The sequence below is a fragment of the Streptomyces sp. NPDC103540 genome (assembly GCF_055584445.1).
This window is the reverse complement of sequence record NZ_JBVJMA010000007.1, coordinates 431,142-456,430: the sequence shown is the minus strand read 5'-3', so window position 1 is coordinate 456,430 and position 25,289 is coordinate 431,142. Positions and strand designations below refer to the sequence as shown.

The following is a 25,289-nucleotide window of genomic DNA, read 5'->3' as shown; positions in this document are numbered from 1 at the left end:
CAGATGTGGAAGCCCGGTAACGGGTGGAGCTGACTGGTACTAATAGGCCGAGGGCTTGTCCTCAGTTGCTCGCGTCCACTGTGTTAGTTCTGAAGCAACGAACGGTTGCTGGTTTCTAGAGCTAGAACACAACTACAGAGTGTGCTTGTTCGCTCGAAACCGATAGGGTTTCGGTGGTCATAGCGTTAGGGAAACGCCCGGTTACATTCCGAACCCGGAAGCTAAGCCTTTCAGCGCCGATGGTACTGCAGGGGGGACCCTGTGGGAGAGTAGGACGCCGCCGAACAATCTTTCAAAGGACCCTTGGTCCAGCGTTCAACGCTGGACCAAGGGTCCTTTTTGTTTTGTACCTTTTTACGCCGAAGCGCGGCCATGGGCTGGTTGCGCGAGAATGACTAGCGGTACCCCGAAGACAGGAGTCACACCCATGTCCAACTCTCCCGACGAACGTCCGGAGCGCGAGCCTCGTCGCAACGACGGCGGTGACAGGGGCGGCTACCGAGGGGGCCGTGACGACCGTGGCGGTGACCGTGGTGGCTTCCGCCGCGACGACCGCGGCGGCCGGCCGTCCGGTGGCGGCTTCCGCCGTGACGACCGTGGCGGGGACCGTCCGTCGTACCCGCGCCGTGACGACGACCGTGGCGGTCGTCCCTCCGGCGGTGGCTTCCGTCGGGACGACCGGGGCGACCGTCCGTCGTACCCGCGTCGGGACGATGACCGTGGTGGGCGTCCGTCCTTCCCGCGTCGTGATGACGACCGTGGTGGTTTCCGCGGCGGTCGTGACGACCGTGGCGGGGACCGTCCGTCGTACCCGCGCCGTGACGACGACCGTGGTGGCCGTCCCTCCGGTGGTGGCTTCCGCCGGGACGACCGGGGCGACCGTCCCTCGTACCCGCGCCGCGATGACGACCGTGGTGGCCGTCCCTCCGGTGGCGGCTTCCGCCGCGATGACCGGGGTGGGGACCGTCCGTCGTTCCCGCGTCGTGATGACGACCGTGGTGGGCGTCCGTCGTACCCCCGTCGTGATGACGACCGTGGTGGTTTCCGCGGCGGTCGTGACGACCGTGGCGGGGACCGTCCGTCGTACCCGCGCCGTGACGACGACCGTGGTGGCCGTCCCTCCGGTGGTGGCTTCCGCCGGGACGACCGTCCCTCGTACCCGCGTCGGGACGATGACCGTGGGGGTCGTCCGTCCTTCCCGCGTCGTGATGACGACCGTGGTGGTTTCCGCGGCGGTCGTGACGACCGTGGTGGCGACCGTCCGTCGTACCCGCGCCGTGACGACGACCGTGGTGGCCGTCCCTCGTACCCCCGTCGTGATGACGACCGCGGTGGTTTCCGCGGCGGTCGCGACGACCGTGGCGGGGACCGTCCCTCCTACCCGCGCCGGGACGACCGTCCGTCGTACCCCCGTCGGGACGACGACCGCGGTGGCCGTCCCTCCGGTGGCGGCTTCCGCCGTGACGACCGGGGCGACCGCCCCTCGTACCCGCGTCGTGATGACGACCGTGGTGGTTTCCGCGGCGGTCGCGACGACCGTGGTGGCGACCGTCCCTCCTACCCGCGCCGGGACGACCGTCCGTCGTACCCCCGTCGGGACGACGACCGCGGTGGCCGTCCCTCCGGCGGTGGCTTCCGCCGTGACGACCGCGGTGACCGCGGTGGCGACCGTCCGTCCTACCCGCGTCGTGACGACCGGGGCGGCGACCGTGGTGGGTACCGTGGCGGCCGCGATGACCGTGGTGGCTACCGCGGTCGCGACGACCGTGGCGGCGACCGCGACTTCCGCGCGGACCGCGACCGTGACCCGGTCAAGCGTCTGCCCATCGACGAGGACGTCACCGGGCACGAGATCGACGCCGACGTGCGTCAGGAGCTCCTGAGCCTGCCCAAGGGCCTGGCCGAAGAGGTCTCGCGCAACCTGGTCATGGTCGCCCGGCTCATCGACGAGGACCCGGAGCAGGCGTACGCGTACGCCCGCATCGCCCTGCGTCTGGCGTCCCGCGTCGCCGCCGTCCGCGAGGCCGCCGGCTTCGCCGCGTACGCCACGCAGAAGTACAGCGAGGCGCTCGCCGAGTTCCGTGCCGCCAAGCGCATGACCGGTTCCGTCGAGCTGTGGCCCGTCATGGCCGACTGCGAGCGCGGCCTCGGCCGTCCGGAGCGGGCCCTGGCCATGGCCGGCGAGCCCGAGGTGCAGAAGCTGGACAAGGCCGGTCAGGTCGAGATGCGTCTCGTCGCCGCCGGTGCCCGCCGGGACATGGGCGAGCTCGACGCCGCCATCGTGACCCTGCAGAGCCCGGAGCTGGCCTCGAACGCCGTCCAGCCGTGGACCGCGCGCCTGCGGTACGCCTACGCCGACGCCCTGCTGGCCGCCGGCCGTGAGGACGAGGCGCGCGAGTGGTTCGGCAAGACCCTCGAGGCCGACAAGGACGGGGCGACGGACGCCTCCGACCGACTCGCCGAGCTCGACGGCGTGGAGTTCGTGGACGCCGCCGTGACCGAGGCCGACGTCGACGTGGACTTCGAGGACGACGAGGACGAGGACGCGGCGGAGATCGCCGCGGCCGAGCGCGCCTCCGACACGGCCGAGTACTACGACGAGGACGACGAGGAGTACGAGCCCGTCGCCGCGGCCGACGCCGAGGTCGACGTGACCGACGAACTGGTCGTCGTCGAGGACGACGAGCGCGACCGCGCCTAGCCGATGACGAAAGGGCGGTACCCCCTCGGGGGTACCGCCCTTTCGCATGTCCGGGGCCGGGTCGGCGCCCGGTCAGTCCAGGCTGCGCAGGACCAGTCCGGTGGCCGGCTTCGGGCCGAAGGAGGTCGACTTGCGGGGCATCGTGACGCCCTGGCGGGCCAGGCCCCGTACGACGTCCTCGCGGACCGGGTGCAGCAGGACGGCCGTGCCGCCGTGCCGCTCGGCCATCGCCACCGTGGCGGCGCTGTCGTGGATGTAGGTGATGTGGTCCGGGGTGTCCGGGACCTCCCACAGGGCGTCCAGCAGGGAGGCGTGCAGGACCGTCGCGTCCAGCCGGCGCCAGGCCTCGGGCCGGTCGTGGCGGACGGTGCGCGCGATGAGCGCCGGATCCGGGTCGGTGACCAGGTGGAAGGTGCCGTCGCCGGTGAGGAGGAAGGCGTTGCCGCGCTCCGAGGCGTCCGCGAGGGTCTCCAGGGCCAGTGGCAGCGGGCCGTCGACGGGACGCACCCGGAAGGAGCCCTCCAGGGCGGCCAGGGCACGGGCCGGGGGGAGGCGGCGCAGCATGCGGTGGATGGCGCGGACCTGGAGCGGGTAGCGGACGGTGTCGACGAGGAGGACCAGTCCGAAGTCCCACGGCGTCGGCGAACCGTGCTCCTCCTGGAGGCGCAGGTACGTCGCCCAGCGGTGGTGTCCGTCGGCGATGAGGGCCTGGCGGGTGGCGAGGTCGGCGGTGACGGCCTTCAGGTCGTCGGGGTCGGTGATGGCCCACAGGCTGTGGCGGAAGCCGTCCTCGGTGACCGTCGACAGCAGGGGTTCGCCGGCGGCGGCGGCCTCGATGATCGCGGCGGCGCCCGTGCCCGGACCGTTGCCCCGATAGGTGAGCAGCAGCGGTTCGAGATTGGCCGAAGTGGCACGCATCAGACCGGCCCGGTCGGTGACCACCTCGGGCATGACGTCCTCGTGGGGGAGGACGACGCCGGCCTCGGCGCCGGACAGGGCCAGGGCGCCGATGACGCCGCGTTGCAGGACCCCGGCCTTGCGCTGCTCGTACACGTAGAGCGCGGGGCGGGGGTCGGCGCTCAGGACGCCCTCGGCGAGCCAGTCGCGCAGGGTGCGGGCGGCCTGCTCGTTGCGGGCGGCCGGGGTCTCGGCCTGCGGGAGGATCAGCCGGACGATGTTGTGCGGATCGGCGGATTCGAGGTAGTCGACTCCGTCGGGGCGCACGACCACGTCGTACGGCGGGGAGGTGACGGCGGCCAGACTGCCGACGCGCTCCGGGACATAGCGCAGTCCGTGGAAGGGGATCAGGCGCAGCCCGTGCTCCGCGTTGCCAGGTGTGGTCATTGGTGCATGGTAAGACGCGTCTCGCCATACGGGATGAGCGGGGCGCTACCGGGGCAGTGCAAACTCGGACAAGATCGATCACAAGAATCGTCAGCGGTGTAGGAACGGTATAGAGGAGTGGCCAGATGACCCGGCAGAGCAGGACCAGTCCCGCGGGCAGCGAGCGGAGTCTCCACCAGGCGTACGACACGGCCCTGCTGGACCTGGACGGGGTGGTGTACGCGGGCGGGCGGGCCATCGCGCACGCCGTGGAGTCCCTGGCCGTGGCCCGGGCCGAGGGGATGCACCTCGCGTACGTCACGAACAACGCGCTGCGCACTCCGGACGCGGTCGCGGAGCACTTGAGCGAGCTCGGCGTCCCGACGGAGGCCGGGGAGGTGATCACCTCGGCGCAGGCGGTGGCGCGGCTGATCGCGGAGGAGGTGGCGCCGGGGTCCAAGGTGCTGGTGATCGGTGGCGAGGGGCTGCGGGTCGCGCTGCGCGAGCGCGGGCTGGTTCCGGTGGACTCGGCCGACGAGGAGGGGCTCGCGGCCGTGGTGCAGGGGTACGGCGGTCCGACGCTGGCGTGGGAGCGGTTCGCGGAGGCCTCGTACGCGATCAACCGGGGGGTGCCCTGGTACGCGTCCAACACGGACCTGACGATCCCGGGGGCGCGGGGCATCGCTCCGGGCAACGGGGCGGCCGTGGAGGTCGTCCGGATCGCCACGGGCGCCGAGCCGCGGGTGGCGGGCAAGCCGTTGCCGCCGATGCACCGGGAGACGGTGCTGCGGACCGGGGCGGAGCGGCCGCTGGTGGTCGGGGACCGGCTGGACACCGACATCGAGGGCGCGTTCAACGGGGACGTGGATTCGCTGCTGGTGCTGACCGGGGTGACGGACGGGGCGCGGCTGCTGAGGGCGGAGCCGAAGTACCGGCCGACGTACGTGGACCGGGACCTGCGCGGGTTGCTGACCGGGCAGCCGGAGGTGACGCCGGTCGGGGAGGGTTTCCGCTGCGGCGGCTGGACGGCGTTCGCGGGGCCGCAGGCGTTGGAGCTGCGGGGCGAGGGCGATCCGCTCGACGGGCTGCGCGCGCTGTGCGCGGCGGCGTGGACGCGGGCCGGGGAGGGCTCCTGCGGGCTGGACGCGGGCAAGGCGCTGGCGCTGCTGGGGCTGTAGCCGGTCGCGTCGCGGGGCGGGGCGTCGGCCGTGCGGCGGGCCGCCCCGCGCGGCGTCGCGCGGGGTGTTCGGGTCCTTCGCGTGCGGAAGAGGGGCTGTTCAGAGGGGCGTTTCGGCCGGAGGGTAGGCTAACCTAACCTGCGTGTTGGTCGAGAGTCCCCCAGAACAGAGCGCGGCCCAGGCCGTAGCCCCCTGCACGCGGAACGGCGCGCGCGCGGCCGGTCTGCTCGCAGCCTTCGTCGTGCTGGCCCTGGTCGCGGTCGCGAGCATCGCCGTGGGCGCCAAGCCCATGCCGCTCGACCACGTGTGGCACGGCCTGTTCCACTACGCGGGCACCCCCGACGACGTCGTGGTGCGGGACCTGCGGGTCCCGCGCACCGTCCTCGGGGTGCTGGTCGGCATGGGGCTCGGGCTGTCCGGCGCGGTGATGCAGGCGCTGACCCGCAACCCGCTGGCCGAGCCGGGCATCCTCGGCGTCAACGCCGGCGCCGCCGCGGCCGTCGTGTCCGCGATCAGCTTCTTCGGCGCCGCGACCCTGAACGAGTTCGTCTGGTGGGCCTTCCTGGGCGCCGCGGTCGTCTCCGTCGTCGTGTACGTGCTCGGCGGCAGCCGCAGCGCCACCCCAGTCCGTCTCGCGCTCGCCGGTACGGCGGCCACCGCGGCACTGGTCGGCTACATCAACGCCGTGCAGCTGATGGACAGCAAGGCGCTGGACAAGCTGCGCTTCTGGACCGTCGGTTCGCTGGCCTCCGCCAACATGGACACCGTCCGCCAGGTCGCGCCCTTCCTGGTGGTCGGCGCCGTACTGGCGCTGGCGCTGGGCCGCCCGCTCAACGCGATGGCGATGGGCGACGACACCGCGCGGGCGCTCGGCGCGCACCTGACGCGGACCCGGATCGGCGCCATGGTCGCCATCACCCTGCTGTGCGGGGCCGCGACCGCCGCCTGCGGTCCGATCGTCTTCATCGGCCTGATGATCCCGCACCTGGTGCGCATCATCACCGGGCCGGACATGCGCTGGGTGCTCGCGTACTCGGCGGTCCTGTCGCCCGTGCTGCTCCTCGGGGCCGACGTGGTCGGACGGGTCATCACCCGGCCCGGTGAACTCCAGGTCGGCATCGTCACGGCGCTCATCGGCGGGCCCGTCTTCATCTACCTGGTTCGGCGCAAGAGGATGGCCCAGCTGTGAGCGCGACCCCCACCGCCCCGACGAAGCCGGCGCCGAAGCCGGCGCTGCGGGCGCTGCGCGGCCCCGGCCGGCTCTCGCTGCGCGTCGAGCCGCGCGCCCAACTGGTCGGCCTGGTCCTGGCCGTCGCGACGTTCGCCCTGGCCGTGGTCCTGATCGGCACCGGCGACTTCGAGATCGCCCCGCCGGACGTCGTGCGGACCCTGCTGGGCAACGGCACCCCCGCGAACGACTTCATCGTCAACGACCTGCGCCTGCCCAGGGTGTTGGTGGCGGTGCTGGTCGGCGCGGCCCTCGGCATGTCGGGGGCGGTCTTCCAGTCCGTCTCGCGCAATCCGCTCGGCTCCCCCGACATGTTGGGCTTCGCGTACGGCTCGGCGGTGGGCGCGCTCGTCGCGATCGTCCTGTTCAAGGCCGACGCGAACGGGGTCGCGGTGGGCGCGGTCGTCGGTGGCGTGCTGACCGGTGCCGTCGTCTACCTGCTGGCCTACAAGCGGGGCATCAACGGCTACCGGCTGGTGCTGGTCGGCATCGGTGCCTCGGCCGTGCTCGTCGCCGTGATCCAGTACCTGATCGCCAAGGCGCAGCTCGTCGAGGCCACCCGGGCGATGGTCTGGCTGACCGGCTCGCTGGCCGGGCGGGACTGGGCGCAGGTGTGGCCGCTGCTGGTGACCTGCGCGGTGCTGTTCCCGCTGATCCTCGCGCAGGGCCCGGCCCTGCGCATGATCGAGATGGGTGACGACGCGGCGTACGCCGTGGGCGTGCCCGTGGAGCGGACCCGGATGCTGCTGATGCTGGCGGCGATCGTCCTGACCACCGCCGCCGCGGCGGCGGCCGGTCCGATCAGCTTCGTCGCGCTGGCGGCGCCCCAACTGGCCCGCCGGCTGACCCGCTCGCCGGGCTCGAACCTGCTGACGGGCGCGCTGATGGGCGCCGTCCTGCTGCTGGCCTCCGACCTGGCCTCGCAGCGGGCCTTCGGCGCGGACCAGTTGCCGGTGGGCGTGGTGACCGGGCTGATCGGCGGCGTGTACCTGCTGTGGCTGCTCGTCGTCGAGCGCAAGGCGGGACGGATATGAGCGGGCGGGACGGGGTCGCCGGCACGGCCGACGACCACGGCGGGACCGGCAGGGCAGGCGACCGCGGTCGCATCGGTGACAACGGCTTGAACGGCAACACGAGGAGTACGCGAGTGCAGCGGCTGTCCGCGGAGAACGTCACCCTGGGCTACGACCAGCGGGTCATCGCCGAGGGCCTGTCGGTGGAGATACCCGACAACTCCTTCACGGTGATCGTCGGCCCCAACGCCTGTGGCAAGTCCACGCTGCTGCGGGCGCTGTCGCGGATGCTGAAGCCGTCCGTCGGGCGGGTGCTGCTGGACGGTCAGTCCATCGGCTCGATGCCCGCGAAGAAGGTCGCCAAGACACTGGGCCTGCTCCCGCAGAGCTCGATCGCCCCGGACGGGATCACCGTCGCCGACCTGGTCTCGCGCGGCCGGTACCCGCACCAGGGTCTGCTGCGCCAGTGGTCGGCGGAGGACGAGCGGATCGTCGTCGAGTCGATGACGTCCACCGGGGTCGCCGAGCTGGCCGACCGGGCCGTGGACGAGCTGTCGGGCGGTCAGCGCCAGCGCGTGTGGATCGCGATGGCCCTGGCCCAGCAGACGCCGCTGCTGCTGCTGGACGAGCCGACGACGTACCTGGACATCCAGCACCAGCTCGACGTGCTCGACCTGTGCGCGGAACTCCACGAGAACCAGGGCCGGACGCTGGTGGCGGTGCTGCACGACCTCAACCAGGCCGCGCGCTACGCCACGCACCTGATCGCCATGCGCGGCGGCGTGGTCGTCGCCGAGGGGCCGCCCGCCGAAGTGGTCACCTCCGAGCTGGTCGAGGAGGTGTTCGGGGTGCGCTGCCGGATCATCGACGACCCGGAGACCGGTACCCCGCTGGTGGTCCCGGCCGCGCGCCAGGCGCGTACCGCGGTGGTCGCCCACAGCGCGTAGCCGCGGCGGGGGAGGACGCCGGCGAGCGGGTCCGGAGCCTCGGACCCGTACGGGCGGTCGGGCCCGTGCGGCCCGTCGGGCCCGTCCGTACCGCCCGGGCGTCCGTGCGTACGGTCCGGGCCGGCCGGGGCCGGCTAGAGCATGCTCTTGAGCCGCAGGAGGTCGCGGAAGCCGGCCTCCAGGCGGACCCGGCCGGAGGCCCAGGCCTTCGCGAACTTCAGCTCGCCCGCCACCAGCGCGACCAGGTCGTCGCCGGTCATCGCGAGCCGGATCTCGGCCTTGGCGCGGGGCGGACCGGGCACGACGGCCAGGACCGTGATCCGGCCGCCGTCGAGGCGGCCGGTGAAGGTCTCGTCGAGGTCGGTGATGTGACAACTGAGCGAGCGGTCGAAGGCCGCCGCGCCGCGGACGTCGCCGTCGGCACGCCTCAGGTTGTCGGAGAGTCGGTCGAGTGCTTCGCGGCACTCCTGGGTCGTAGCCATGGTGATCACGACCGTACCGCAGAGCCGCGCGTGGTCGCGGCCGCGCTTCGGGGTAGCGTCGGGGCATGACCGACGCAGTGTCCGGAAGCGGTCCGGACGTCCCCGAGGAGCCGACGGACCGGCCCCCGGCGCAGACCCCCGGGCAGCCGGTCGGGCCCGCGCCGCTGGGCCTGGAGAGGACCCCCACCGGGCACCCCGGCGTGGACGCGCACCTGGAGCGCCTCGCGGACGCGGACCACCTGGCGACCGACGGGCACCCGCGGGTGTACGAGGATGTGCACGGGGGACTGCGTGAGGCGCTGAGCGCGCTGGACGCACCGCCGGTCCCCGGACCTTACGAAAACAGGAGCTGAACCGAACGTGGCAGGAGTGGCACGCCGCCGCCTGGACGCCGAACTCGTACGCCGCAGCATGGCCCGCTCGCGCGAGCACGCGGCCCAGCTGATCGCCGCGGGCCGGGTGACCGTGGGCGGTACCACCGCGACCAAGCCGGCCACCCAGGTCGAGACCAGCGCGGCCCTGGTCGTCCTCAAGGACGACAGCGACCCCGACTACGTCTCCCGGGGCGGCCACAAGCTCGCGGGCGCCCTCGCGGCGTTCCGCCCGCTGGGACTGGCGGTCGAGGGCCGTCGGGCCCTGGACGCGGGCGCCTCGACCGGCGGGTTCACCGACGTCCTGCTGCGCGCGGGCGTCTCCCACGTGGTCGCCGTCGACGTCGGCTACGGGCAGCTCGCCTGGTCGTTGCAGAGCGACGACCGCGTCACGGTCAAGGACCGCACGAACGTGCGTGAACTGACGGTCGAGCTGATCGACGGGATCCCCGTGGACCTGGTGGTCGGCGACCTGTCCTTCATCTCGATCGGGTTGGTCCTGCCCGCGCTGGTGGGGTGCACCGCGCCCGGCGCGGACCTGGTGCTGATGGTCAAGCCGCAGTTCGAGGTGGGCAAGGAGCGCCTGGGCAGCGGGGGAGTGGTGCGCAGCCCCGAGCTGCGCGCGGAGGCCGTACGGGAGGTCGCGGCGCAGGCCTGGAAGCTGGGGCTGGGGGTGCTCGGGGTGACCGCGAGCCCGTTGCCCGGGCCGTCGGGCAACGTCGAGTACTTTCTGTGGCTGCGGGCGGGCGCACCGGCACTCGACCCGGGGGACGTCGATCGTGCAGTGGCGGAGGGGCCGCAGTGACAGATTCGTCAGAGTCAGCAGCGTCAGCAACGTCGGGAGCCGTGGCGGGGGCGGGAGCGGAACCGCAGGGGGCGCGTACGGTCTTCCTGCTCGCGCACACCGGCCGGCCGGCCGCGATCCGCAGCGCCGAGCTGGTCGTCCAGGGGCTGCTGCGCTCCGGGCTCGGGGTGCGGGTGCTGGAGCACGAGGCGGTGGACCTGCCGCTGCCGCCCGAGGTGGAGCTCGTGGCCGAGTGCACCCCGAAGGTGCTCGACGGGTGCGAGCTGCTGATCGTGCTGGGCGGTGACGGGACGCTGCTGCGCGGCGCGGAGTTCGCGCGCGGCTCCGGGGTGCCGATGCTGGGCGTGAACCTCGGTCGGGTGGGCTTCCTCGCCGAGGCGGAGCGCGACGATCTGGACAAGGTCGTCGACCGGGTGGTCACCAAGGCGTACGAGGTCGAGGAGCGGATGACGCTCGACGTACTCGTCCGGACGAACGGTGACATCGTCCACCGGGACTGGGCGCTGAACGAGGCCGCGGTGCAGAAGGTGTCCCCCGAGCGGATGCTGGAGGTCGTCCTGGAGATCGACGGGCGTCCGGTCACCGGCTTCGGCTGCGACGGCATCGTGTGCGCGACGCCGACCGGCTCGACCGCGTACGCCTTCTCGGCGGGCGGCCCGGTGGTGTGGCCCGAGGTGGAGGCGCTGCTCATGGTGCCGATCAGCGCGCACGCGCTGTTCGCGAAGCCGCTGGTCACCTCGCCGGACTCGGTGCTGGCGGTGGAGGTGCAGACCGGTACCCCGCACGGGGTGCTGTGGTGCGACGGGCGGCGGACGCTGGAGCTGCCGTCGGGCGCCCGGGTGGAGGTGCGGCGGGGTTCGGTGCCGGTGCGACTCGCCCGGCTGCACCACGCGGTGTTCACGGACCGGCTCGTGGCGAAGTTCGCGCTGCCCGTGTCCGGTTGGCGCGGGGCGCCCCACCAGTAACCCCTAAATAGCACACCCGTTCGGGAAGATCCGGCCGGGTGACGTCACATCGCACCCGGGAAACCTCGGTATCGTCGTCCCGTGCTTGAGGAGATGCGGATACGGTCGCTCGGGGTCATCGACGACGCGGTGGTCGAGCTGTCGCCCGGATTCACCGCGGTGACGGGCGAGACCGGCGCGGGCAAGACGATGGTCGTCACCAGCCTCGGGCTGCTGCTCGGCGGGCGCGCCGATCCCGCCCTGGTGCGGATCGGGGCCAAGGCGGCGGTGGTCGAGGGCCGACTCGTCATGCGCCCCGACGCCCCCGCCGCCCTGCGCGCCGAGGAGGCCGGGGCCGAACTCGACGACGGCGCCCTGCTGATCAGCCGGACGGTGTCCGCCGAGGGGCGCTCGCGCGCCCACGTCGGCGGCCGCTCCGTGCCCGTCGGCCTGCTCGGCGAACTCGCCGACGACCTCGTCGCCGTCCACGGCCAGACCGACCAGCAGGGCCTGCTGCGGCCGGCCCGACAGCGCCAGGCCCTCGACCGGTACGCCGGGGACGCCGTGGCCGTCCCCCTGGAGAAGTACGCGGGCGCCTACCGCCGCCTGCGCACCGTCGCCGGGGAACTCGACACCCTCACCACCCGGGCCCGGGAACGCGCCCAGGAGGCGGACCTGCTGCGCTTCGGCCTCGACGAGATCGCCGCCGTCGAACCGCTGCCCGGCGAGGACGCCGAGCTGGCCTCCGAGGCCGAGCGCCTGGGCCACGCCGAATCGCTGGCCTCGGCCGCGCAGGCCGCCCACGCCGCCCTCGCCGGGGACATGGAGGACCCGGAGGGCGTCGACGCCAACACGCTCGTCGCCGGCGCGCACCGCGCGCTGGAATCCGTACGCTCCCACGACAAGGCGCTCGGCGCGCTCGCCGACCGGATCGGGGAGCTGGGCATCCTCCTCGCCGACGTGGCCGGAGAGCTCGCCGGGTACGCCGACGACCTGGACGCCGATCCGCTGCGGCTGGCCGCCGTGGAGGAGCGGCGGGCGGCCCTGACCCAGCTGGTGCGCAAGTACGGCGACGCCGAAGGCGGCCTGGACTCCGTACTGCGCTGGGCCGAGACCGGCGCGGCGCGGCTGCTGGAACTCGACGGGGACGACGACCGGATCACCGAACTCACCGCCGAACGCGACGCGCTGCGGGCCGAACTGTCCCAACTGGCACAGGCGCTGACCGACGCCCGCACGGAGGCCGCCGAACGCTTCGCCTCCGCCGTCACCGAGGAACTCGCCTCCCTGGCCATGCCGCACGCCCGGGTCACCTTCGACATCCGCCAGAGCGAGGACCCCGACGGCGTCGAGGTCGGCGGCCGACCGGTCGCCTACGGGCCCTCCGGCGCCGACGACGTCGAACTGCTGCTGGCCCCGCACCCGGGCGCCCAGCCCCGGCCCATCGCCAAGGGCGCCTCGGGCGGCGAGCTGTCACGGGTCATGCTGGCGGTGGAGGTCGTCTTCGCCGGCTCCGACCCCGTCCCCACCTACCTCTTCGACGAGGTCGACGCGGGCGTCGGCGGCAAGGCCGCCGTCGAGGTCGGGCGGCGGCTGGCCAAGCTCGCGCGGACCGCCCAGGTGGTCGTCGTCACGCACCTGCCGCAGGTGGCCGCCTTCGCGGACCGCCAACTGCTCGTGGAGAAGACCGTCGACGGATCCGTCACGCGCTCCGGGGTGACCGTGCTGGAGGGCGAGGACCGGGTTCGCGAACTGTCGCGGATGCTGGCCGGCCAGGAGGACTCCCAGACCGCGCGGGCCCACGCCGAGGAACTCCTCGCGGCGGCGCGCGCCGACGCCTGAGCGACGGGTCGCCGAAGGCCCGGGACGGACACCGCCCCGGGCCCCCGGCCCCTGCGCCGGCCGGCGGACCCGGCTCCGGCGGGACGCGACGGTAGCCCGTGTGGGTGAGGCTGTGGGGCGGAGTGCGGTATCTCGTACCGGATCCGCACCCGTATGGTCCCGGAACGCGCGTGCGGACTGGCATCCTGGGCGACGTCCCTGACGCCTCACCCTGGAGCTTCGGCCCGTGAGCAGCTCCCCGGTCCCGATCCCGGTCCCCGCACAACCGTACGGGCGACCCCCGCTGCGCACCGTCCAGGTCCTCGGCGGCGCGGGCGCGGGCAGCAGCGCGCACGTACGGTCCCTGACCACGGGGCTGGCCGCCAGGGGCGTGAGCGTCACCGTGTGCGCCCCCGTCGCGGCCGAGGGGGAGTACGACTTCACCGGAGCCGGAGCGGAGTTCACCCCGGACGCGGTGGCCGCCCTGCGGGCCGCCTGCGCACGCGCCGACCTCGTCCACGCCCACGGGGTACGGGCCGGTCTGCGGGCCGCGCTGGCCCTGAGCGGACGTCGGGCGGGGCGCAGGGTCCCGCTCGTGGTCACCTGGCACGGCGGCGCCCCCGAGCCGCGGGGGATGCTGGGCCGGCTGAGCCGGCTCCTGGAGGGTCGGGTGGCCCGGGCGGCGGCCGTCGTCCTGGGCGCCTCCTTCGACCAGGTCGACCTCGCCCGGCGGCGCGGGGCGCGCGACGCGCGACTGGCCGCGCCCGCCGTACCGAGCACGGCCGGCGCCGTGGACGCCGACAAGACCCGGGCGGAACTGGGCGCCGTGGGAAGACCGCTGGTGGTGGCCGTCGGCAGCCTGGTCCCGCGCCGCGGCTACTCCGTCCTGCTGGACGCGGCACGGGCGTGGCGGGTCATGGAACCGCTGCCGCTGCTCGTGATCGCCGGGGAGGGGCCGCTACGGCCCGAACTGACGCGGCGCATCGAGGAGGAGGGGCTTCCGGTGCGGCTGTTGGGACGGCGCCCGGACGCGGACCGGCTGCTCGCCGCGGCGGACGTGGCGGTGCTGCCGAGCCGCTGGGAGGGCCGCTCACCGCTGGCCCAGGAGGCCCTGCGGGCCGGCGTGGCGCTGGTGGCGACCGAGGTCGGCGCGGTACCGGAACTGGTCGGGGACGCGGCCGTGCTCGTGCCCTACGGGGATTCCGGGGCGCTGGCGGGCGCGGTGGCCGCGCTGCTGACGGATCCGGGGCGGCGCGCGGAGCTGGGGGCGGCGGGGCGGGCGCAGGCCGCGACGTGGCCGTCGGAGGACGAGACGGTGGCGCAGGTCCTGGCCGTCTACGACGAACTGATGGAACGCGGCCGCTGACCCTGCCGGGCCGGCCCGTGCCGGGTGCCGGCGGCGCGGTGCCGAGTTCCTGCCGGGCGGCGCGGGCCGGCGGCGGGCCGGTCCCGCTGCCGGGCGCCGGGGGTGGGCCGGGGGGTGTGGGTGCCGCCGCGCGGTGCCGTCTCCCCGCCCCGCCCTTTCTCCGTTTCCCGGGGCTGCGCCCCGGCCCCCGTCACGGGCGCTCCGCCCCCGCCCCCCCCAGCGCCTCAAACGCCGGCGGGGCTGGGGGGTGGGGCTCCGCCCCGAACCCCGGCGCGCCGAACACCGACGGGGCCGGGGGAGCTCCGCCCCCGAGCCCCCGCGCGTCGAAGCCGGCGGAGGAAGGTGGGGCTCCGCCCCCGAGCCCCCGCGCGTCGAAGCCGGCGGGGTTGGGGGCCGGTCCGCCCCGGACCTCCGTGTCGAGCGCCGGTGGTGCTGCGGGGGTCCGCCCCGGACCCCGCGCTGCGAGTGCCGGCGCGGTGGCTTCGCCGGGCCGGTCACGGGATGGTCGGCAGCCGCGCCGGCGTTCGAGGCGGGAACGGTGGAAGGGCGGGTAGGGGACGAGCGCCGCGCGGCGGGAACAGGACGACCTGCCGCGGCCCGGACCGCGTACCCCGTCCGGTGGCCGCCGGACGGAGTCCGGCGCGGCGGCGCGATGCCCGGGAGGCCGGCTGCGGCCGAGTGGTGCGAGCGGCGCGTGGAGGAGGCACGGCCCGGCGCGGCGGCGCGATGCCCGGGAGGCCGGCTGCGGCCGAGTGGTGCGAGCGGTGCGTCCAGGAGGCACAGCCCGGCGCGGCGATGCGAAGCCCGAGAGGTCGGCCACGGCCGAGTGGTGCGAGCGGCGCGTCCAGGAGGCACGGCACGGCACGGCACGGCGCGGTGCGTCAGGAGGGTTGGGCGTGGCGGCGGGCGCGGAGGGCGAGGCTGAGGGAGAGGACCGTCTCGGGGTCGTCCAGGTCCGTGCCCAGGAGTTCCGAGATGCGGGCCAGGCGGTTGTACAGGGTCTGGCGGTTGAGGTGGAGCTCGCGGGCCGTCTCCGCCTTGCGGCCCGCGTGCGCCAGGTACGTCTCCAGCGTCGGGAGCAACGGCGGCCGCGAGTGCGCGTCGTGCACGCGCAGCGCCCCGATCGCCCGGTCGACGAACGCCGCCAGGTCAGGGTGTTCCCGCAGCCGCCACAGCAGCAGGTCGATGTCCAGGCGGCGGGCGTCGTACCAGGGCCGGGCCGGCAGGCCGTGGGCGGCGGTGGCGGTCTCGGCCGCGTGCCGCAGCCCCGCCGAGGCCGCCGCCCAGCTCCCGGAGACGCCGACGACCACCGCCGGCGGGGCCCCGGCCCGGTCCAGCCCGGCGCGTTCGACGCCGGCCCGCAGCGCGGCGGCGACCCGGTCGGCGACGGCGGTGCGTTCGGATTCGGCGCGCAGCGACACCAGCAGCGGGACCCGACCCTCCACGGGCCGGACCCCGAGGAGGACCGGCACCCCGACGGAGGACAGCTCCTCCAGCACGGCGCGGGCCAGCACCGCCCACCCGCCGGCCGCGCCGAGATCGGTGGACAGCCGCATCACGATCGGCAGCAGCGGTCCGGCCCCGGGCCGGAAGCCCAGGACGCGGGCCTGCGCCGGGGCGTCCTCCGCCGAGATGCGGCCCTCGGCCAGGTCGGTGAGGAAGTCGCCCCGGCCGCGCGCGGCCAGTTCGTCCTCCTGGCGCGCCTGCATCAGCACCACGGCCAGCACCCCGGCCGTGCGCTCCGCCGCCATCCGGTGCACCGGCAGCAGCGGGTTGCCGACGCCCAGCAGGACGAGGCGCGCGCGGACGGATCCGGTGCCGGGGCCGCCGCCGGGCACGTCGACGACCACCGCGTTCCCCGGGGGTTCGGCGGCGCGTTGGCCCCGTAGGCCCTCCCAGACCTGGAGCGGGTCGGCGGCGGCCTCGCCGGCGGCCGGGCCGGCCGCGTACAGCAGTTGTCCGTCGGGGGTCTCCAGGAACACCGGGTTGGTGGTGAAGTCGGCGAGGATCCGCAGCACCTGCGGGATCCCGCCGCCGCCCAACAGGGCCTCCGTGCAGCGCCGGTGGACCTCCTCCGCGCGCTGGAGCAGCGCGTAGTGGCCGTTGACGATCTCGGTGTGGACCTCTTCGGTGACGGTGACGAACGGGACCTCGCGGTGCAGTTGCACCAGCGGCAGGCCCGCCGCCCGCGCGGTCTCGACGAGCGTGGCCGGGAGCCGGGTGAAGCGGGGGCCGAGTTCGACGACGAGGGCGGCGATGCCCCGGTCCGCGAGGCGGCGTACGAAGGCCCGCTGTTCGGCGGGGCGGGTGCCCAGGCCCAGGCCGGTGGTGAGCAGCAGCTCGCCGCCCTTGAGGAGGGAGGCGATGTTGGGGACCTCGCCGGCGTGCACCCAGCGGACGGTGCGGCCGAGCCGGTCGGCGCAGGCCACCACCTCCGGGAGGCCGCCGCGCAGTCCCGGGAGCTCCAGTGCCCGTTGAACCGTGATCCCGCCCTGGTTGTCCATGTCGCGGGACGCTACCTTCCGGACGGTCGCGGACGCATCACGGGGGGTGGTCCGTGCCTCAGGTCGGGGTGATGTTGTGGTTGAAGCGGAACACGTTGTCCGGGTCGTACTGCCGCTTCAGCGCGCCGAGGCGCCGCATGTGCTCCTCGCCGAGGCCGGCGACGACCCGCTCGGCGCCCTCGTCCCCGGTGAAGTTGAGGTAGATCGCGCCGGTGCTCCACGGGCGGACGTCGGCGCGGACGTCCTTGACCCACTGGCGGGCCCGTTCGTCATCGGCGGGGTCCTCCCAGATCGCGAAGGGGTGCACGCCCCAGGGCGCGTCGCGGAACGCGATCGGGTGGTCGCCGGGGGCCGAGGCGATGGCGCCGCCCTGCGGGAAGAGGAGGTGCTGCGTATGGGTGGGTACGGGCATGGAGTCGGCGCGGGCGCAGAAGACGTCCACGAGCTCGTCGGGGGCGCCCGTGAGGTACTCCGCGGACCAGTAGTTCCGCAGTCCCGGCGGGTCGTCGATCATGCACTGGAGGTCGGCGTACGGGATGGCCGTGACGATCTCCACCTCGTGCGGGACGGCCAGCACGGGCGCGGCGAGCCGGCGCATCTCCTCCTCGGGGCCCGCGTAGGTCAGCAGGACGCCCGCCAGCAGCGTGCCCACCAGGTGCGGGGGGACGAACTCCTCCGGCGGCGCGGTCAGGTAGAGCGCGGCGCCGCTCGCCTCGGGCGGCCCGGACTCGATGACGTCCCGGTAGGCGCGGACCGCCTCGGGCCCGCGCTCCGGCGCGTACAGGAGCATGGCGATCGACATGTGCGGCAGCTCGTGCAGCCGCAGGGTCAGGGAGGTCGCGATCCCGAAGTTGCCGCCGCCGCCGTGCAGCCCCCAGAACAGTTCGGGGTTGTCCTCGGCGTTCGCGTGCAGGAGTTCGCCGTCGGCGGTGACCAGGTCGACGCCCAGCAGGTTGTCGACGGCCAGCCCGAACTTCCGGTCGAGCCAGCCGGTGCCCCCGCCCAGGACGAAGCCGCCGACGCCGGTGGTCGAGGCCCGGCCGCCGGTGGTGGCCAGGTCGTACGGTTGGCAGGCCCGGTCGAGGTGGCTCATCGTCGCGCCGCCGCCGACGTGGACGGCCCGCGCGGCCGGATGGACCGTCACCTCGTTCATCCGGCGCAGGTCGACGACCAGCCCGCCGTCGTTGACGGACATGCCGGCGACACTGTGCCCGCCGCCGCGGACCGCGATCGGCAGGTCGAGCCCCCGGGCGAAACGGACGGCGGTGACCACGTCCTGCGGGTCCGCGCACTCGGCGATCACGGCGGGCCTGCGGTCGATCAGCGCGTTGAAGCGGACCCGGGACTCGTCGTACCCGGGGTCGCCCGGGGCGAACACCGCTCCGGAGAGGTCCTCACGGAGTTCGACGAGCGCCGTACCCGCCTTCGAGAGGGGCGCCATGGCCACCCCCCTTTCGCGAGAGGGGCTGGGACCCCTCCAGCGTAGGCGGGCACGGAACGGGTCGCGCGTCAGCCGCCGTAGGCCCCGCTGGCCGTCAGCCGCAGCGCCGTGTCGATGAGCGGGACGTGGCTGAAGGCCTGCGGGAAGTTGCCGACCTGCCGCTGGAGCTTGGGGTCCCACTCCTCGGCGAGGAGCCCCAGGTCGTTGCGGAGCGAGAGCAGCTTCTCGAAGAGCCGGCGGGCCTCGTCGACCCGGCCGATCATCGCGAGGTCGTCGGCCATCCAGAACGAGCACGCGAGGAAGGCGCCCTCGTCGCCCTCCAGGCCGTCCACGCCCGCCTCCTCGCCGGCCGTCGGGTAGCGCAGGATGAAGCCGTCCGGGGTGGACAGCTCCCGCTGGATCGCCTCGATCGTGCCGATGACCCGCTTGTCGTCGGGGGGCAGGAAGCCCATCTGCGGGATCAGCAGCAGCGAGGCGTCCAGCTCCCGGGAGCCGTAGGACTGCGTGAAGGTGTTGCGGTCCTTGTCGTAGCCCTTCTCGCAGACGTCGGCGTGGATCTCGTCGCGCAGTCGCCGCCAGCGCTCCAGCGGGCCGTCCGCGTCGCCGCTCTCGATCAGCTTGATCGTGCGGTCCACGGCCACCCACGCCATGACCTTCGAGTGCACGAAGTGCCGGCGCGGACCGCGGACCTCCCAGATGCCCTCGTCGGGCTCCATCCAGTGCGTCTCCAGGTAGCGGATCAGCTTGAGCTGGAGCAGCGAGGCGTAGTCGTTGCGGGCCAGGCCGGTCATGTGGCCCAGGTGCAGGGCCTCGGTGACCTCGCCGTACACGTCGAGCTGGAGCTGGTGCGCGGCGCCGTTGCCCACGCGCACGGGGCCGGAGTTCTCGTAGCCGGGGAGCCAGTCCAGTTCGGTCTCGCCGAGCTCGCGCTCGCCCGCGATCCCGTACATGATCTGGAGGTTCTCCGGGTCGCCGGCCACGGCCCGCAGCAGCCAGTCCCGCCAGGCGGAGGCCTCCTCGCGGTAGCCCGTGCGCAGCAGCGAGGAGAGGGTGATGGCGGCGTCGCGCAGCCACGTGTAGCGGTAGTCCCAGTTGCGGACCCCGCCGATCTCCTCAGGGAGAGAGGTGGTGGGGGCGGCGACGATCCCGCCCGTGGGGGCGTACGTGAGGGCCTTGAGGGTGATCAGGGAACGGACCACCGCCTCCCGGTAGGGCCCGTGGTACGTGCAGTGGTCGACCCACTCCCGCCAGAACTCCGAGGTGGCCTCCAGGGCCGCCTCGGCGTCGGGGCACTCGGGGGCGCCCTTGTGGGAGGGCTGCCAGCTGATGGCGAAGGCGACCCGGTCACCGGGGGCGACGGTGAAGTCCGAGTACGTCGTCAGGTCCTTGCCGTAGGTCTGCGCGCGGGTGTCCAGCCACACCGAGTCGGGGCCGGCGACGGCCACGGTGCGCCCGTCGACCTTGTGCACCCACGGCACGATCCGTCCGTAGCTGAAACGCATGCGCAGGGCCGAGCGCATCGGGACGCGTCCGCTGACGCCCTCCACGATGCGGATCAGCTGCGGTGCGTGGTCCTCGCGGGGTGGCATGAAGTCGATGACGCGGACGGTCCCCCGCGGGGTGTCCCACTCCGACTCCAGCACCAGCGAATCGCCGCGGTAGCGCCTGCGCGCGGCCCGCGGGGCCTCCGTACCGGGAGCGAAGGCCGGGCCGATGCGCCAGAACCCGTGTTCCTCGGTGCCCAGAAGGCTCGCGAAGACGGCATGGGAGTCGAAGCGTGGCAGGCAGAGCCAGTCCACCGCCCCGTCCCGGCAGACCAGCGCCGCGGTCTGCATGTCCCCGATCAGTGCGTAATCCTCGATGCGCCCGGACACGTTGCTCTCCAGTCGAACGGCCACGTCCGCCCCGTAGGGCGCTTGCAATGCGCTGTCGCGCGGTCTCCTGTGCGCAGGGATCCCCGCGTCGAGTCCTAGATTGCCGGAACGGGCGAGGTTACGCCGTTTGCCGGACTGCTCGGCGGCGATGTGCAGCGGTATCCGAGCAGGGTATGACGGCACCCTAGTGATCTCCTTAAGTCCTGGGACAATGTGACTCGGCTGAACGGGTGACCTGGGAGAACGCCCTCGTCGGGGCGGGTCCGAGGCCCCCGGGAAGCGTGCCGCGCCGCGCGCCCGGAGGCGGACCGTCCCGGGCGCTGATAGGCTGGTACCCCGTGGACCGGTGGTCTGCCTGTGCGAATCAGGAGCCCCGAAACCGCAGCTTCGGCGCCCCCTGAGACCCCTCCGGATCTCCGCGGAACGGCGCCGGACGCACCTCACCTCGCGACCACGGGAGCCCCCTCTTGGCGATGCCGCCCAAATCCATGACGACCAAGCACATCTTCGTCACCGGGGGTGTCGCTTCGTCCCTCGGCAAGGGGCTGACGGCCTCCAGCCTGGGTGCGCTGCTGAAGGCGCGCGGCCTGCGGGTCACGATGCAGAAGCTCGACCCGTACCTGAACGTCGACCCCGGCACGATGAACCCGTTCCAGCACGGCGAGGTGTTCGTCACCAACGACGGCGCCGAGACCGACCTGGACATCGGCCACTACGAGCGCTTCCTCGACGTCGACCTCGACGGCTCGGCGAACGTGACGACCGGCCAGGTCTACAACACGGTCATCGCCAAGGAGCGCCGCGGCGAGTACCTCGGTGACACCGTGCAGGTCATCCCGCACATCACCAACGAGATCAAGCACCGCATCCGCCGCATGGCGACCGAGGACGTTGACGTCGTCATCACCGAGGTCGGCGGCACGGTCGGCGACATCGAGTCGCTGCCGTTCCTGGAGACCGTCCGCCAGGTCCGCCACGAGGTCGGCCGCGACAACGTCTTCGTCGTGCACATCTCGCTGCTGCCCTACATCGGCCCCTCGGGCGAGCTGAAGACCAAGCCGACCCAGCACTCCGTCGCCGCCCTGCGCAACATCGGCATCCAGCCCGACGCCATCGTGCTGCGCGCCGACCGCGACGTCCCCACCTCCATCAAGCGCAAGATCTCGCTGATGTGCGACGTCGACGAGGCGGCCGTGGTCGCGGCCATCGACGCCAAGTCGATCTACGACATCCCCAAGGTGCTGCACACCGAGGGCCTCGACGCCTACGTCGTGCGCAAGCTCGACCTGCCGTTCCGCGACGTCGACTGGACGGTGTGGGAGGACCTGCTGGACCGGGTCCACAACCCCGACCACGAGGTCAAGGTCGCGCTCGTCGGCAAGTACATCGACCTGCCCGACGCCTACCTTTCGGTGACCGAGGCGCTGCGCGCCGGCGGTTTCGCCAACAAGGCGCGCGTGCAGATCAAGTGGGTCACCTCCGACGACTGCAAGACCCCGGCCGGTGCCGCGGCGCAGCTGTCCGACGTCGACGCGATCTGCGTGCCCGGCGGGTTCGGTGACCGCGGCGTGAACGGCAAGGTCGGCGCGATCACCTACGCCCGCGAGAACCGGATCCCGCTGCTCGGCCTGTGCCTGGGCCTGCAGTGCGTGGTCATCGAGGCCGCGCGCAGCCTGGCGGGCATCGAGGACGCGAACTCCACCGAGTTCGACGCCTCCACCGCCAACCCGGTGATCTCCACGATGGAGGAGCAGCTGGCCTTCGTCGAGGGCGCGGGCGACCTGGGCGGCACCATGCGTCTGGGCATGTACCCGGCCAAGCTCGCCGAGGGTTCGATCGTGCGCGAGGTGTACGGGGACCAGGCGTACGTGGACGAGCGTCACCGCCACCGCTACGAGGTCAACAACGCCTACCGCTCCGAGCTGGAGAAGAAGGCCGGCCTGGTCTTCTCGGGCACCTCCCCGGACAACAAGCTCGTCGAGTACGTCGAGTACCCGCGCGAGGTCCACCCCTACCTGGTGGCCACCCAGGCCCACCCGGAGCTCCGCTCCCGCCCGACGCGGCCGCACCCCCTCTTCGCCGGTCTGGTCAAGGCCGCCGTGGAGCGTCAGCAGTCCGCGAAGTGACGTGAGCGCCTGAGCGCATAACGTAGGCAGCCGGGGTACGGAAGATCCGTACCCCGGCTGTCGCGCGTTGTGGAGGGCACGGTTCATGGGGATCAGCGATACGTCGGAGTCCTGGGAGACGCTGTCGACCCGGCGGCCCTTCCAGGGCGCCAAGACCGCCGTCGACTCCGACGAGGTGCGGATGCCGGACGGCTCGGTGGCCCGCCGGGACTACCAGGTCCACCCCGGTTCGGTGTGCGTGGTCGCCCTGGACGAGGAGGCGGGCCGGGTCCTGGTGCTGAGCCAGTACCGCCACCCGGTGCGGCGCCGGCTGTGGGAGCTGCCCGCCGGGCTGCTGGACGTGCCGGGGGAGAACCCGCTGGAGGCGGCGCGGCGCGAGCTGTACGAGGAGGCGCACCTCGCGGCCGACGACTGGCGGGTGCTCGTCGACTTCCACCCCTCCCCGGGCGGCTCGGACGAGGCGGTCCGGGTGTTCCTCGCGCGCGGCGTGTCGGAGGCCGAGGGGGAGCGGTACGGGGAGACCGACTCCGAGGAGGCCGACATGGAGGTGGCCTGGGTGGCCCTGGACGAGCTGGTGGACGGGGCCCTGGCGGGCGAGCTGGGCAACGCCGCGCTGGTGGTCGGCGTCCTGGCCCTGAAGGCGGCGCTGACGCGCGACGGTGGTCCGGACGCGCTGCGGCCGGCCCTCGCGCCCTGGCCGGCCCGCCCCTACGAGGCCTCGTAGGGCCCGCCGTCGAACGCCCAGGCCGCCCCGGACCTCCGGGCGGCGACGGGGTTCGACGACGGGCACCGGGGCCCGCGCACAACCTCCGGGACCGGCCCCCGCGGGCCGCGGCGGCGCGGACCGGCCGGGGGCGTCCGGGCGGTGCCCGGAGGGTGTGCGGGACACCTCCGGAGGGCTTCCGGACGCCTTCCGGAGGGCTTCCGGGGGACCTTCGGGTGAAAAGGTGACCATCTGCTGATCCGATCGGGGGATCTGTCCGCCACGCTCCACACGGGCCGTCGCTCTGCGTGAACTACGCTCGGCAACCCGGAGGCAGGGAGAGGAGCGGATCCGTGACGGATTTCGTCGGGCGGCGGCGTGAGCTCAAGGAGCTGCGCGAGGACATCGCACGGACCGGGCTCGACACCCTTTCGGGCCGCAAGGCCAAGGCGCCCCGGGCCCGGGTGCTGCTCATCGCGGGCCGACCCGGCTCCGGACGCACCGCCCTGGCCGAGGCGCTGGTGCGCGAGGTCGCCGACGAGTACCCCGACGGGCTCGTCCGGGTACGGCTGACCGCCCCCGGTGGCGACACCCTCCCCACCGACCGGGCCGTGCGCACCCTCCTGGAGGGGCTCGGCCGACCGACCCCGCCGGGGGCCGCCGAGGACGACCTGAGCGCCGCGCTGCGCGAGGCCGTGGCGGGGCGGCGCGTCATCCTGCTCGTCGACGACGCCGCCGACCCGTACCAGGTCGACGCGCTGCTCCCGGACACCCCCGAATGCCTGGTCGTCGTCACCGCGGAGGGCCCGCTCACCGGGATCCCGGACGTCCGCCCGTGCACCCTCGGCGGACTGGACACCCCCTCCGCCGTGGCCCTGCTCGGCCGCCTCATCGGCGACACCCGCGTCACCGTCGACCCGCGCGCCGCCGAGGGACTCGCCGAGGCCTGCGGGGGAGCGCCCGCCGCGCTCGCGCTCGCCGGCGGCTGGCTCGCGGCGCACCCCAAGGCCGCCGTCGCCGACGTCGCCAAGCAGCTCCACGACATGCCCTCCGGCGTCCACGGCCCCCTCGGCCGCGCCTTCCGGCTCGTCTACGAGTCCCTGCCGCAGCCGGCCCAGCGCACCCTGAGGCTGCTGCCGCTGGCCCCCGCCGGGATCCTCGACTCGCACACCGCCTCGGCCCTCGCGGGCTGCTCGGTGGCCGCCGCGCAGTCCACCCTGGAGGACTTCGCGGGGCTGGGCCTCGTCCGGCACGCCCACGACGGCATGTTCCTGCTGCCGGGCTGCCTCGCGCCGCTGCTCCAGAGCCTGCTGGAGACCAAGGAGCGGCCCGCCGAGGTCGAGCTCGCCCGGGCCAGGATGCTGGAGCGCACGGTACGCCTGCTGACCTCCTGCCGGGCCATGGCGGAGACCGACGAGGACCCGGGCATCGGCGGGCCCGAGAAGCTGGACGGCCTGCCGCGCGCCCTGCGCTTCCCCGACCGGCGGGCCGCCGCCACCTGGCTCGACACCCGACTGCCCGCGCTGACCGGCGCCGCCACGCTGGCCGTGGCCGACGGCGGGCTGGACACCCTGGCCCGCCGGCTGGTCGCGGCCCTGGTCCGGGCCCTGGCCGCGCACCGCGGCACCGAGGCCGCCGCCCCGGAGCTCTACGGGCTGCACCGGCTCGTCCTCGACGTGGCCGAGCGGCGCGACCTGCCCCGCGAGCAGGCCGCCGCACTGCTGAACCTGGCCGACCTGGACGCCGCGACCGGGCGGACCCGTGAGGCGCTGGAGCGCTACCGGGCGGCGCTGGTCGCGGGGAAGGCGGCCCGGGACCCTTACGCGACGGGCCGCGCGATGGAATCCGTAGGCGGTGCCTACCAGGAGCTGGCGGACTGGCCCCGGGCCTCCGACTGGTTCGGGCGGGCGCTGTCGCACGCGCTGGCGCGCGGGGAGCGCGCCGACGAGGCCCGCCTCTACGGCCGGCTGGGCAACGTGCACACCTACGCGGGCCGCTACGGCGAGGCGCTGCGCGCCTGGCGCGCGGCCGCCGCGGGGTACCGCAAGCTCGCCGATGTCCCGGGACAGGCCAAGGCGTTGAGCGAGATGGCCCGGGTCCAGGAGTACGCCGGGCGGCCCGAGGAATCCCTGCACACCTGCCGGGAGGCGATCGAGCTGGCGCGCAGGGCCGGCGACCTGCGGCTTCAGGCCGCGCTCCAGGTCCGCCTCGCCGACACGTTGGACCGGCTCGGGGATCCGGCGGCTGCGAGGCTGCACCGGTCCGCAGCCGACAGATTGCTGGGAGACGACCCCGCAGCCTGCGAAATCCGTAGTACTTCCGACTGAGATTATTCGTTTGCAAGGCTAGACAGCGAGTCATCCTTCATTAGACTGGGTTCACCGCGGCATCCCGTGGTGCATCCCGTTGCGCGTTCTTGTGGGCGGGTATGTATGGAAGTGCCCCCGTTTTTCCCCCTGAGT

At 73.8% G+C, this 25,289-nt stretch carries 18 protein-coding genes, 1 rRNA gene and 1 pseudogene; 15 read left to right on the top strand and 5 right to left on the bottom strand.

The features are described from left to right. The first annotated feature begins 169 nt into the window (after window positions 1-169). From rrf to ACZ6ZI_RS19955, 3 genes and pseudogenes are all read left to right on the top strand, one after another. Window positions 170-286, top strand: a 5S ribosomal RNA gene (gene rrf / locus ACZ6ZI_RS19965). A 153-nt stretch (window positions 287-439) separates the two neighbouring features. Continuing rightward, window positions 440-1,714, top strand: a pseudogene (locus ACZ6ZI_RS19960) (hypothetical protein); the annotation flags it as partial. Window positions 1,715-1,864: 150 nt separating this feature from the next. After that, window positions 1,865-2,701 (top strand): tetratricopeptide repeat protein, encoded by an 837-nt coding sequence (locus ACZ6ZI_RS19955; protein ID WP_469522468.1) that lies wholly within the window; start codon window positions 1,865-1,867, stop codon window positions 2,699-2,701. A gap of 72 nt (window positions 2,702-2,773) precedes the next feature. On the opposite strand, the gene ACZ6ZI_RS19950 is transcribed toward ACZ6ZI_RS19955, so the two are convergent. Next, window positions 2,774-4,045, bottom strand: a complete 1,272-nt coding sequence (locus ACZ6ZI_RS19950; RefSeq protein ID WP_469522422.1) for a DUF1015 family protein — start codon at window positions 4,043-4,045, stop codon at window positions 2,774-2,776. Between the two features lie 125 nt (window positions 4,046-4,170). Between ACZ6ZI_RS19950 and ACZ6ZI_RS19945 the strand changes: the two genes are divergently transcribed. The 4 genes from ACZ6ZI_RS19945 to ACZ6ZI_RS19930 all read left to right on the top strand — a co-directional run bounded on the left by ACZ6ZI_RS19945 (window position 4,171) and on the right by ACZ6ZI_RS19930 (window position 8,390). Then, window positions 4,171-5,202, top strand: a complete 1,032-nt coding sequence (locus tag ACZ6ZI_RS19945) for an HAD-IIA family hydrolase (RefSeq protein WP_469522418.1) — start codon at window positions 4,171-4,173, stop codon at window positions 5,200-5,202. A gap of 142 nt (window positions 5,203-5,344) precedes the next feature. After that, window positions 5,345-6,391: a FecCD family ABC transporter permease gene (locus ACZ6ZI_RS19940; RefSeq protein ID WP_469522416.1), complete on the top strand. Its 1,047-nt coding sequence runs from the start codon at window positions 5,345-5,347 to the stop codon at window positions 6,389-6,391. Next, window positions 6,388-7,464 (top strand): FecCD family ABC transporter permease, encoded by a 1,077-nt coding sequence (locus tag ACZ6ZI_RS19935; RefSeq protein WP_469522414.1) that lies wholly within the window; start codon window positions 6,388-6,390, stop codon window positions 7,462-7,464. The genes ACZ6ZI_RS19940 and ACZ6ZI_RS19935 overlap by 4 nt, the downstream gene beginning before the upstream one ends. Beyond that, window positions 7,461-8,390 carry an ABC transporter ATP-binding protein gene (locus ACZ6ZI_RS19930; protein ID WP_469522411.1) on the top strand — a complete coding sequence of 310 codons (930 nt, stop codon included), beginning with the start codon at window positions 7,461-7,463 and terminating at the stop codon, window positions 8,388-8,390. Before ACZ6ZI_RS19935 ends, ACZ6ZI_RS19930 begins: the two co-directional genes overlap by 4 nt. 134 nt (window positions 8,391-8,524) lie before the next feature. On the opposite strand, the gene ACZ6ZI_RS19925 is transcribed toward ACZ6ZI_RS19930, so the two are convergent. Next, window positions 8,525-8,872, bottom strand: a complete 348-nt coding sequence (locus ACZ6ZI_RS19925; RefSeq protein WP_469522408.1) for an SCP2 sterol-binding domain-containing protein — start codon at window positions 8,870-8,872, stop codon at window positions 8,525-8,527. Window positions 8,873-8,937: 65 nt separating this feature from the next. Here ACZ6ZI_RS19925 and ACZ6ZI_RS19920 point away from each other — a divergent pair, with 65 nt between their 5' ends. The 5 genes from ACZ6ZI_RS19920 to ACZ6ZI_RS19900 all read left to right on the top strand — a co-directional run bounded on the left by ACZ6ZI_RS19920 (window position 8,938) and on the right by ACZ6ZI_RS19900 (window position 14,179). Continuing rightward, complete coding sequence (locus tag ACZ6ZI_RS19920) at window positions 8,938-9,225, top strand: hypothetical protein (protein WP_363056724.1); 288 nt, start codon at window positions 8,938-8,940, stop codon at window positions 9,223-9,225. A 7-nt stretch (window positions 9,226-9,232) separates the two neighbouring features. Beyond that, the gene (locus tag ACZ6ZI_RS19915; RefSeq protein ID WP_363056722.1) at window positions 9,233-10,048 is read left to right on the top strand and encodes a TlyA family RNA methyltransferase; all 816 of its coding nucleotides are present in this window, start codon (window positions 9,233-9,235) and stop codon (window positions 10,046-10,048) included. Between the two features lie 41 nt (window positions 10,049-10,089). Beyond that, on the top strand, window positions 10,090-11,013 hold the full coding sequence (locus ACZ6ZI_RS19910; protein WP_469522404.1) for an NAD kinase: 924 nt from the start codon (window positions 10,090-10,092) through the stop codon (window positions 11,011-11,013). 93 nt (window positions 11,014-11,106) lie between these two features. Continuing rightward, on the top strand, window positions 11,107-12,834 hold the full coding sequence (recN, locus tag ACZ6ZI_RS19905; protein ID WP_469522465.1) for a DNA repair protein RecN: 1,728 nt from the start codon (window positions 11,107-11,109) through the stop codon (window positions 12,832-12,834). Between the two features lie 226 nt (window positions 12,835-13,060). Continuing rightward, window positions 13,061-14,179 carry a glycosyltransferase family 4 protein gene (locus ACZ6ZI_RS19900; protein ID WP_469522402.1) on the top strand — a complete coding sequence of 373 codons (1,119 nt, stop codon included), beginning with the start codon at window positions 13,061-13,063 and terminating at the stop codon, window positions 14,177-14,179. Window positions 14,180-15,060: 881 nt separating this feature from the next. Here ACZ6ZI_RS19900 and ACZ6ZI_RS19895 read toward each other — a convergent pair. From ACZ6ZI_RS19895 to ACZ6ZI_RS19885, 3 genes are all read right to left on the bottom strand, one after another. Continuing rightward, the gene (locus ACZ6ZI_RS19895) at window positions 15,061-16,683 is read right to left on the bottom strand and encodes a PucR family transcriptional regulator (protein WP_469522400.1); all 1,623 of its coding nucleotides are present in this window, start codon (window positions 16,681-16,683) and stop codon (window positions 15,061-15,063) included. A 58-nt stretch (window positions 16,684-16,741) separates the two neighbouring features. After that, on the bottom strand, window positions 16,742-18,124 hold the full coding sequence (locus tag ACZ6ZI_RS19890; RefSeq protein WP_469522398.1) for an FAD-binding protein: 1,383 nt from the start codon (window positions 18,122-18,124) through the stop codon (window positions 16,742-16,744). A gap of 68 nt (window positions 18,125-18,192) precedes the next feature. Continuing rightward, on the bottom strand, window positions 18,193-20,022 hold the full coding sequence (locus tag ACZ6ZI_RS19885; protein ID WP_469522396.1) for a glycoside hydrolase family 15 protein: 1,830 nt from the start codon (window positions 20,020-20,022) through the stop codon (window positions 18,193-18,195). Between the two features lie 449 nt (window positions 20,023-20,471). On the opposite strand from ACZ6ZI_RS19885, the gene ACZ6ZI_RS19880 reads away from it, so the two are divergent. The 3 genes from ACZ6ZI_RS19880 to ACZ6ZI_RS19870 all read left to right on the top strand — a co-directional run bounded on the left by ACZ6ZI_RS19880 (window position 20,472) and on the right by ACZ6ZI_RS19870 (window position 25,154). Further along, on the top strand, window positions 20,472-22,124 hold the full coding sequence (locus ACZ6ZI_RS19880) for a CTP synthase (protein WP_469522394.1): 1,653 nt from the start codon (window positions 20,472-20,474) through the stop codon (window positions 22,122-22,124). An 85-nt stretch (window positions 22,125-22,209) separates the two neighbouring features. Continuing rightward, on the top strand, window positions 22,210-22,848 hold the full coding sequence (locus ACZ6ZI_RS19875; RefSeq protein ID WP_469522392.1) for an NUDIX domain-containing protein: 639 nt from the start codon (window positions 22,210-22,212) through the stop codon (window positions 22,846-22,848). Window positions 22,849-23,135: 287 nt separating this feature from the next. After that, on the top strand, window positions 23,136-25,154 hold the full coding sequence (locus tag ACZ6ZI_RS19870; RefSeq protein WP_469522390.1) for a tetratricopeptide repeat protein: 2,019 nt from the start codon (window positions 23,136-23,138) through the stop codon (window positions 25,152-25,154). Window positions 25,155-25,289: the final 135 nt, after the last annotated feature.

Excerpts from the sequence above, each read along its gene's own strand:
- ACZ6ZI_RS19950 (WP_469522422.1), bottom strand. The coding sequence starts at position 4,045 with ATGACCACACCTGGCAACGCGGAGCACGGGCTGCGCCTGATCCCCTTC.
- ACZ6ZI_RS19945 (WP_469522418.1), top strand. The coding sequence starts at position 4,171 with ATGACCCGGCAGAGCAGGACCAGTCCCGCGGGCAGCGAGCGGAGTCTC.
- ACZ6ZI_RS19930 (WP_469522411.1), top strand. The coding sequence starts at position 7,461 with ATGAGCGGGCGGGACGGGGTCGCCGGCACGGCCGACGACCACGGCGGG.
- ACZ6ZI_RS19925 (WP_469522408.1), bottom strand. The coding sequence starts at position 8,872 with ATGGCTACGACCCAGGAGTGCCGCGAAGCACTCGACCGACTCTCCGAC.
- ACZ6ZI_RS19920 (WP_363056724.1), top strand. The coding sequence starts at position 8,938 with ATGACCGACGCAGTGTCCGGAAGCGGTCCGGACGTCCCCGAGGAGCCG.
- recN (WP_469522465.1), top strand. The coding sequence starts at position 11,107 with ATGCGGATACGGTCGCTCGGGGTCATCGACGACGCGGTGGTCGAGCTG.
- ACZ6ZI_RS19895 (WP_469522400.1), bottom strand. The coding sequence starts at position 16,683 with ATGGACAACCAGGGCGGGATCACGGTTCAACGGGCACTGGAGCTCCCG.
- ACZ6ZI_RS19890 (WP_469522398.1), bottom strand. The coding sequence starts at position 18,124 with ATGGCGCCCCTCTCGAAGGCGGGTACGGCGCTCGTCGAACTCCGTGAG.
- ACZ6ZI_RS19880 (WP_469522394.1), top strand. The coding sequence starts at position 20,472 with ATGCCGCCCAAATCCATGACGACCAAGCACATCTTCGTCACCGGGGGT.
- ACZ6ZI_RS19875 (WP_469522392.1), top strand. The coding sequence starts at position 22,210 with ATGGGGATCAGCGATACGTCGGAGTCCTGGGAGACGCTGTCGACCCGG.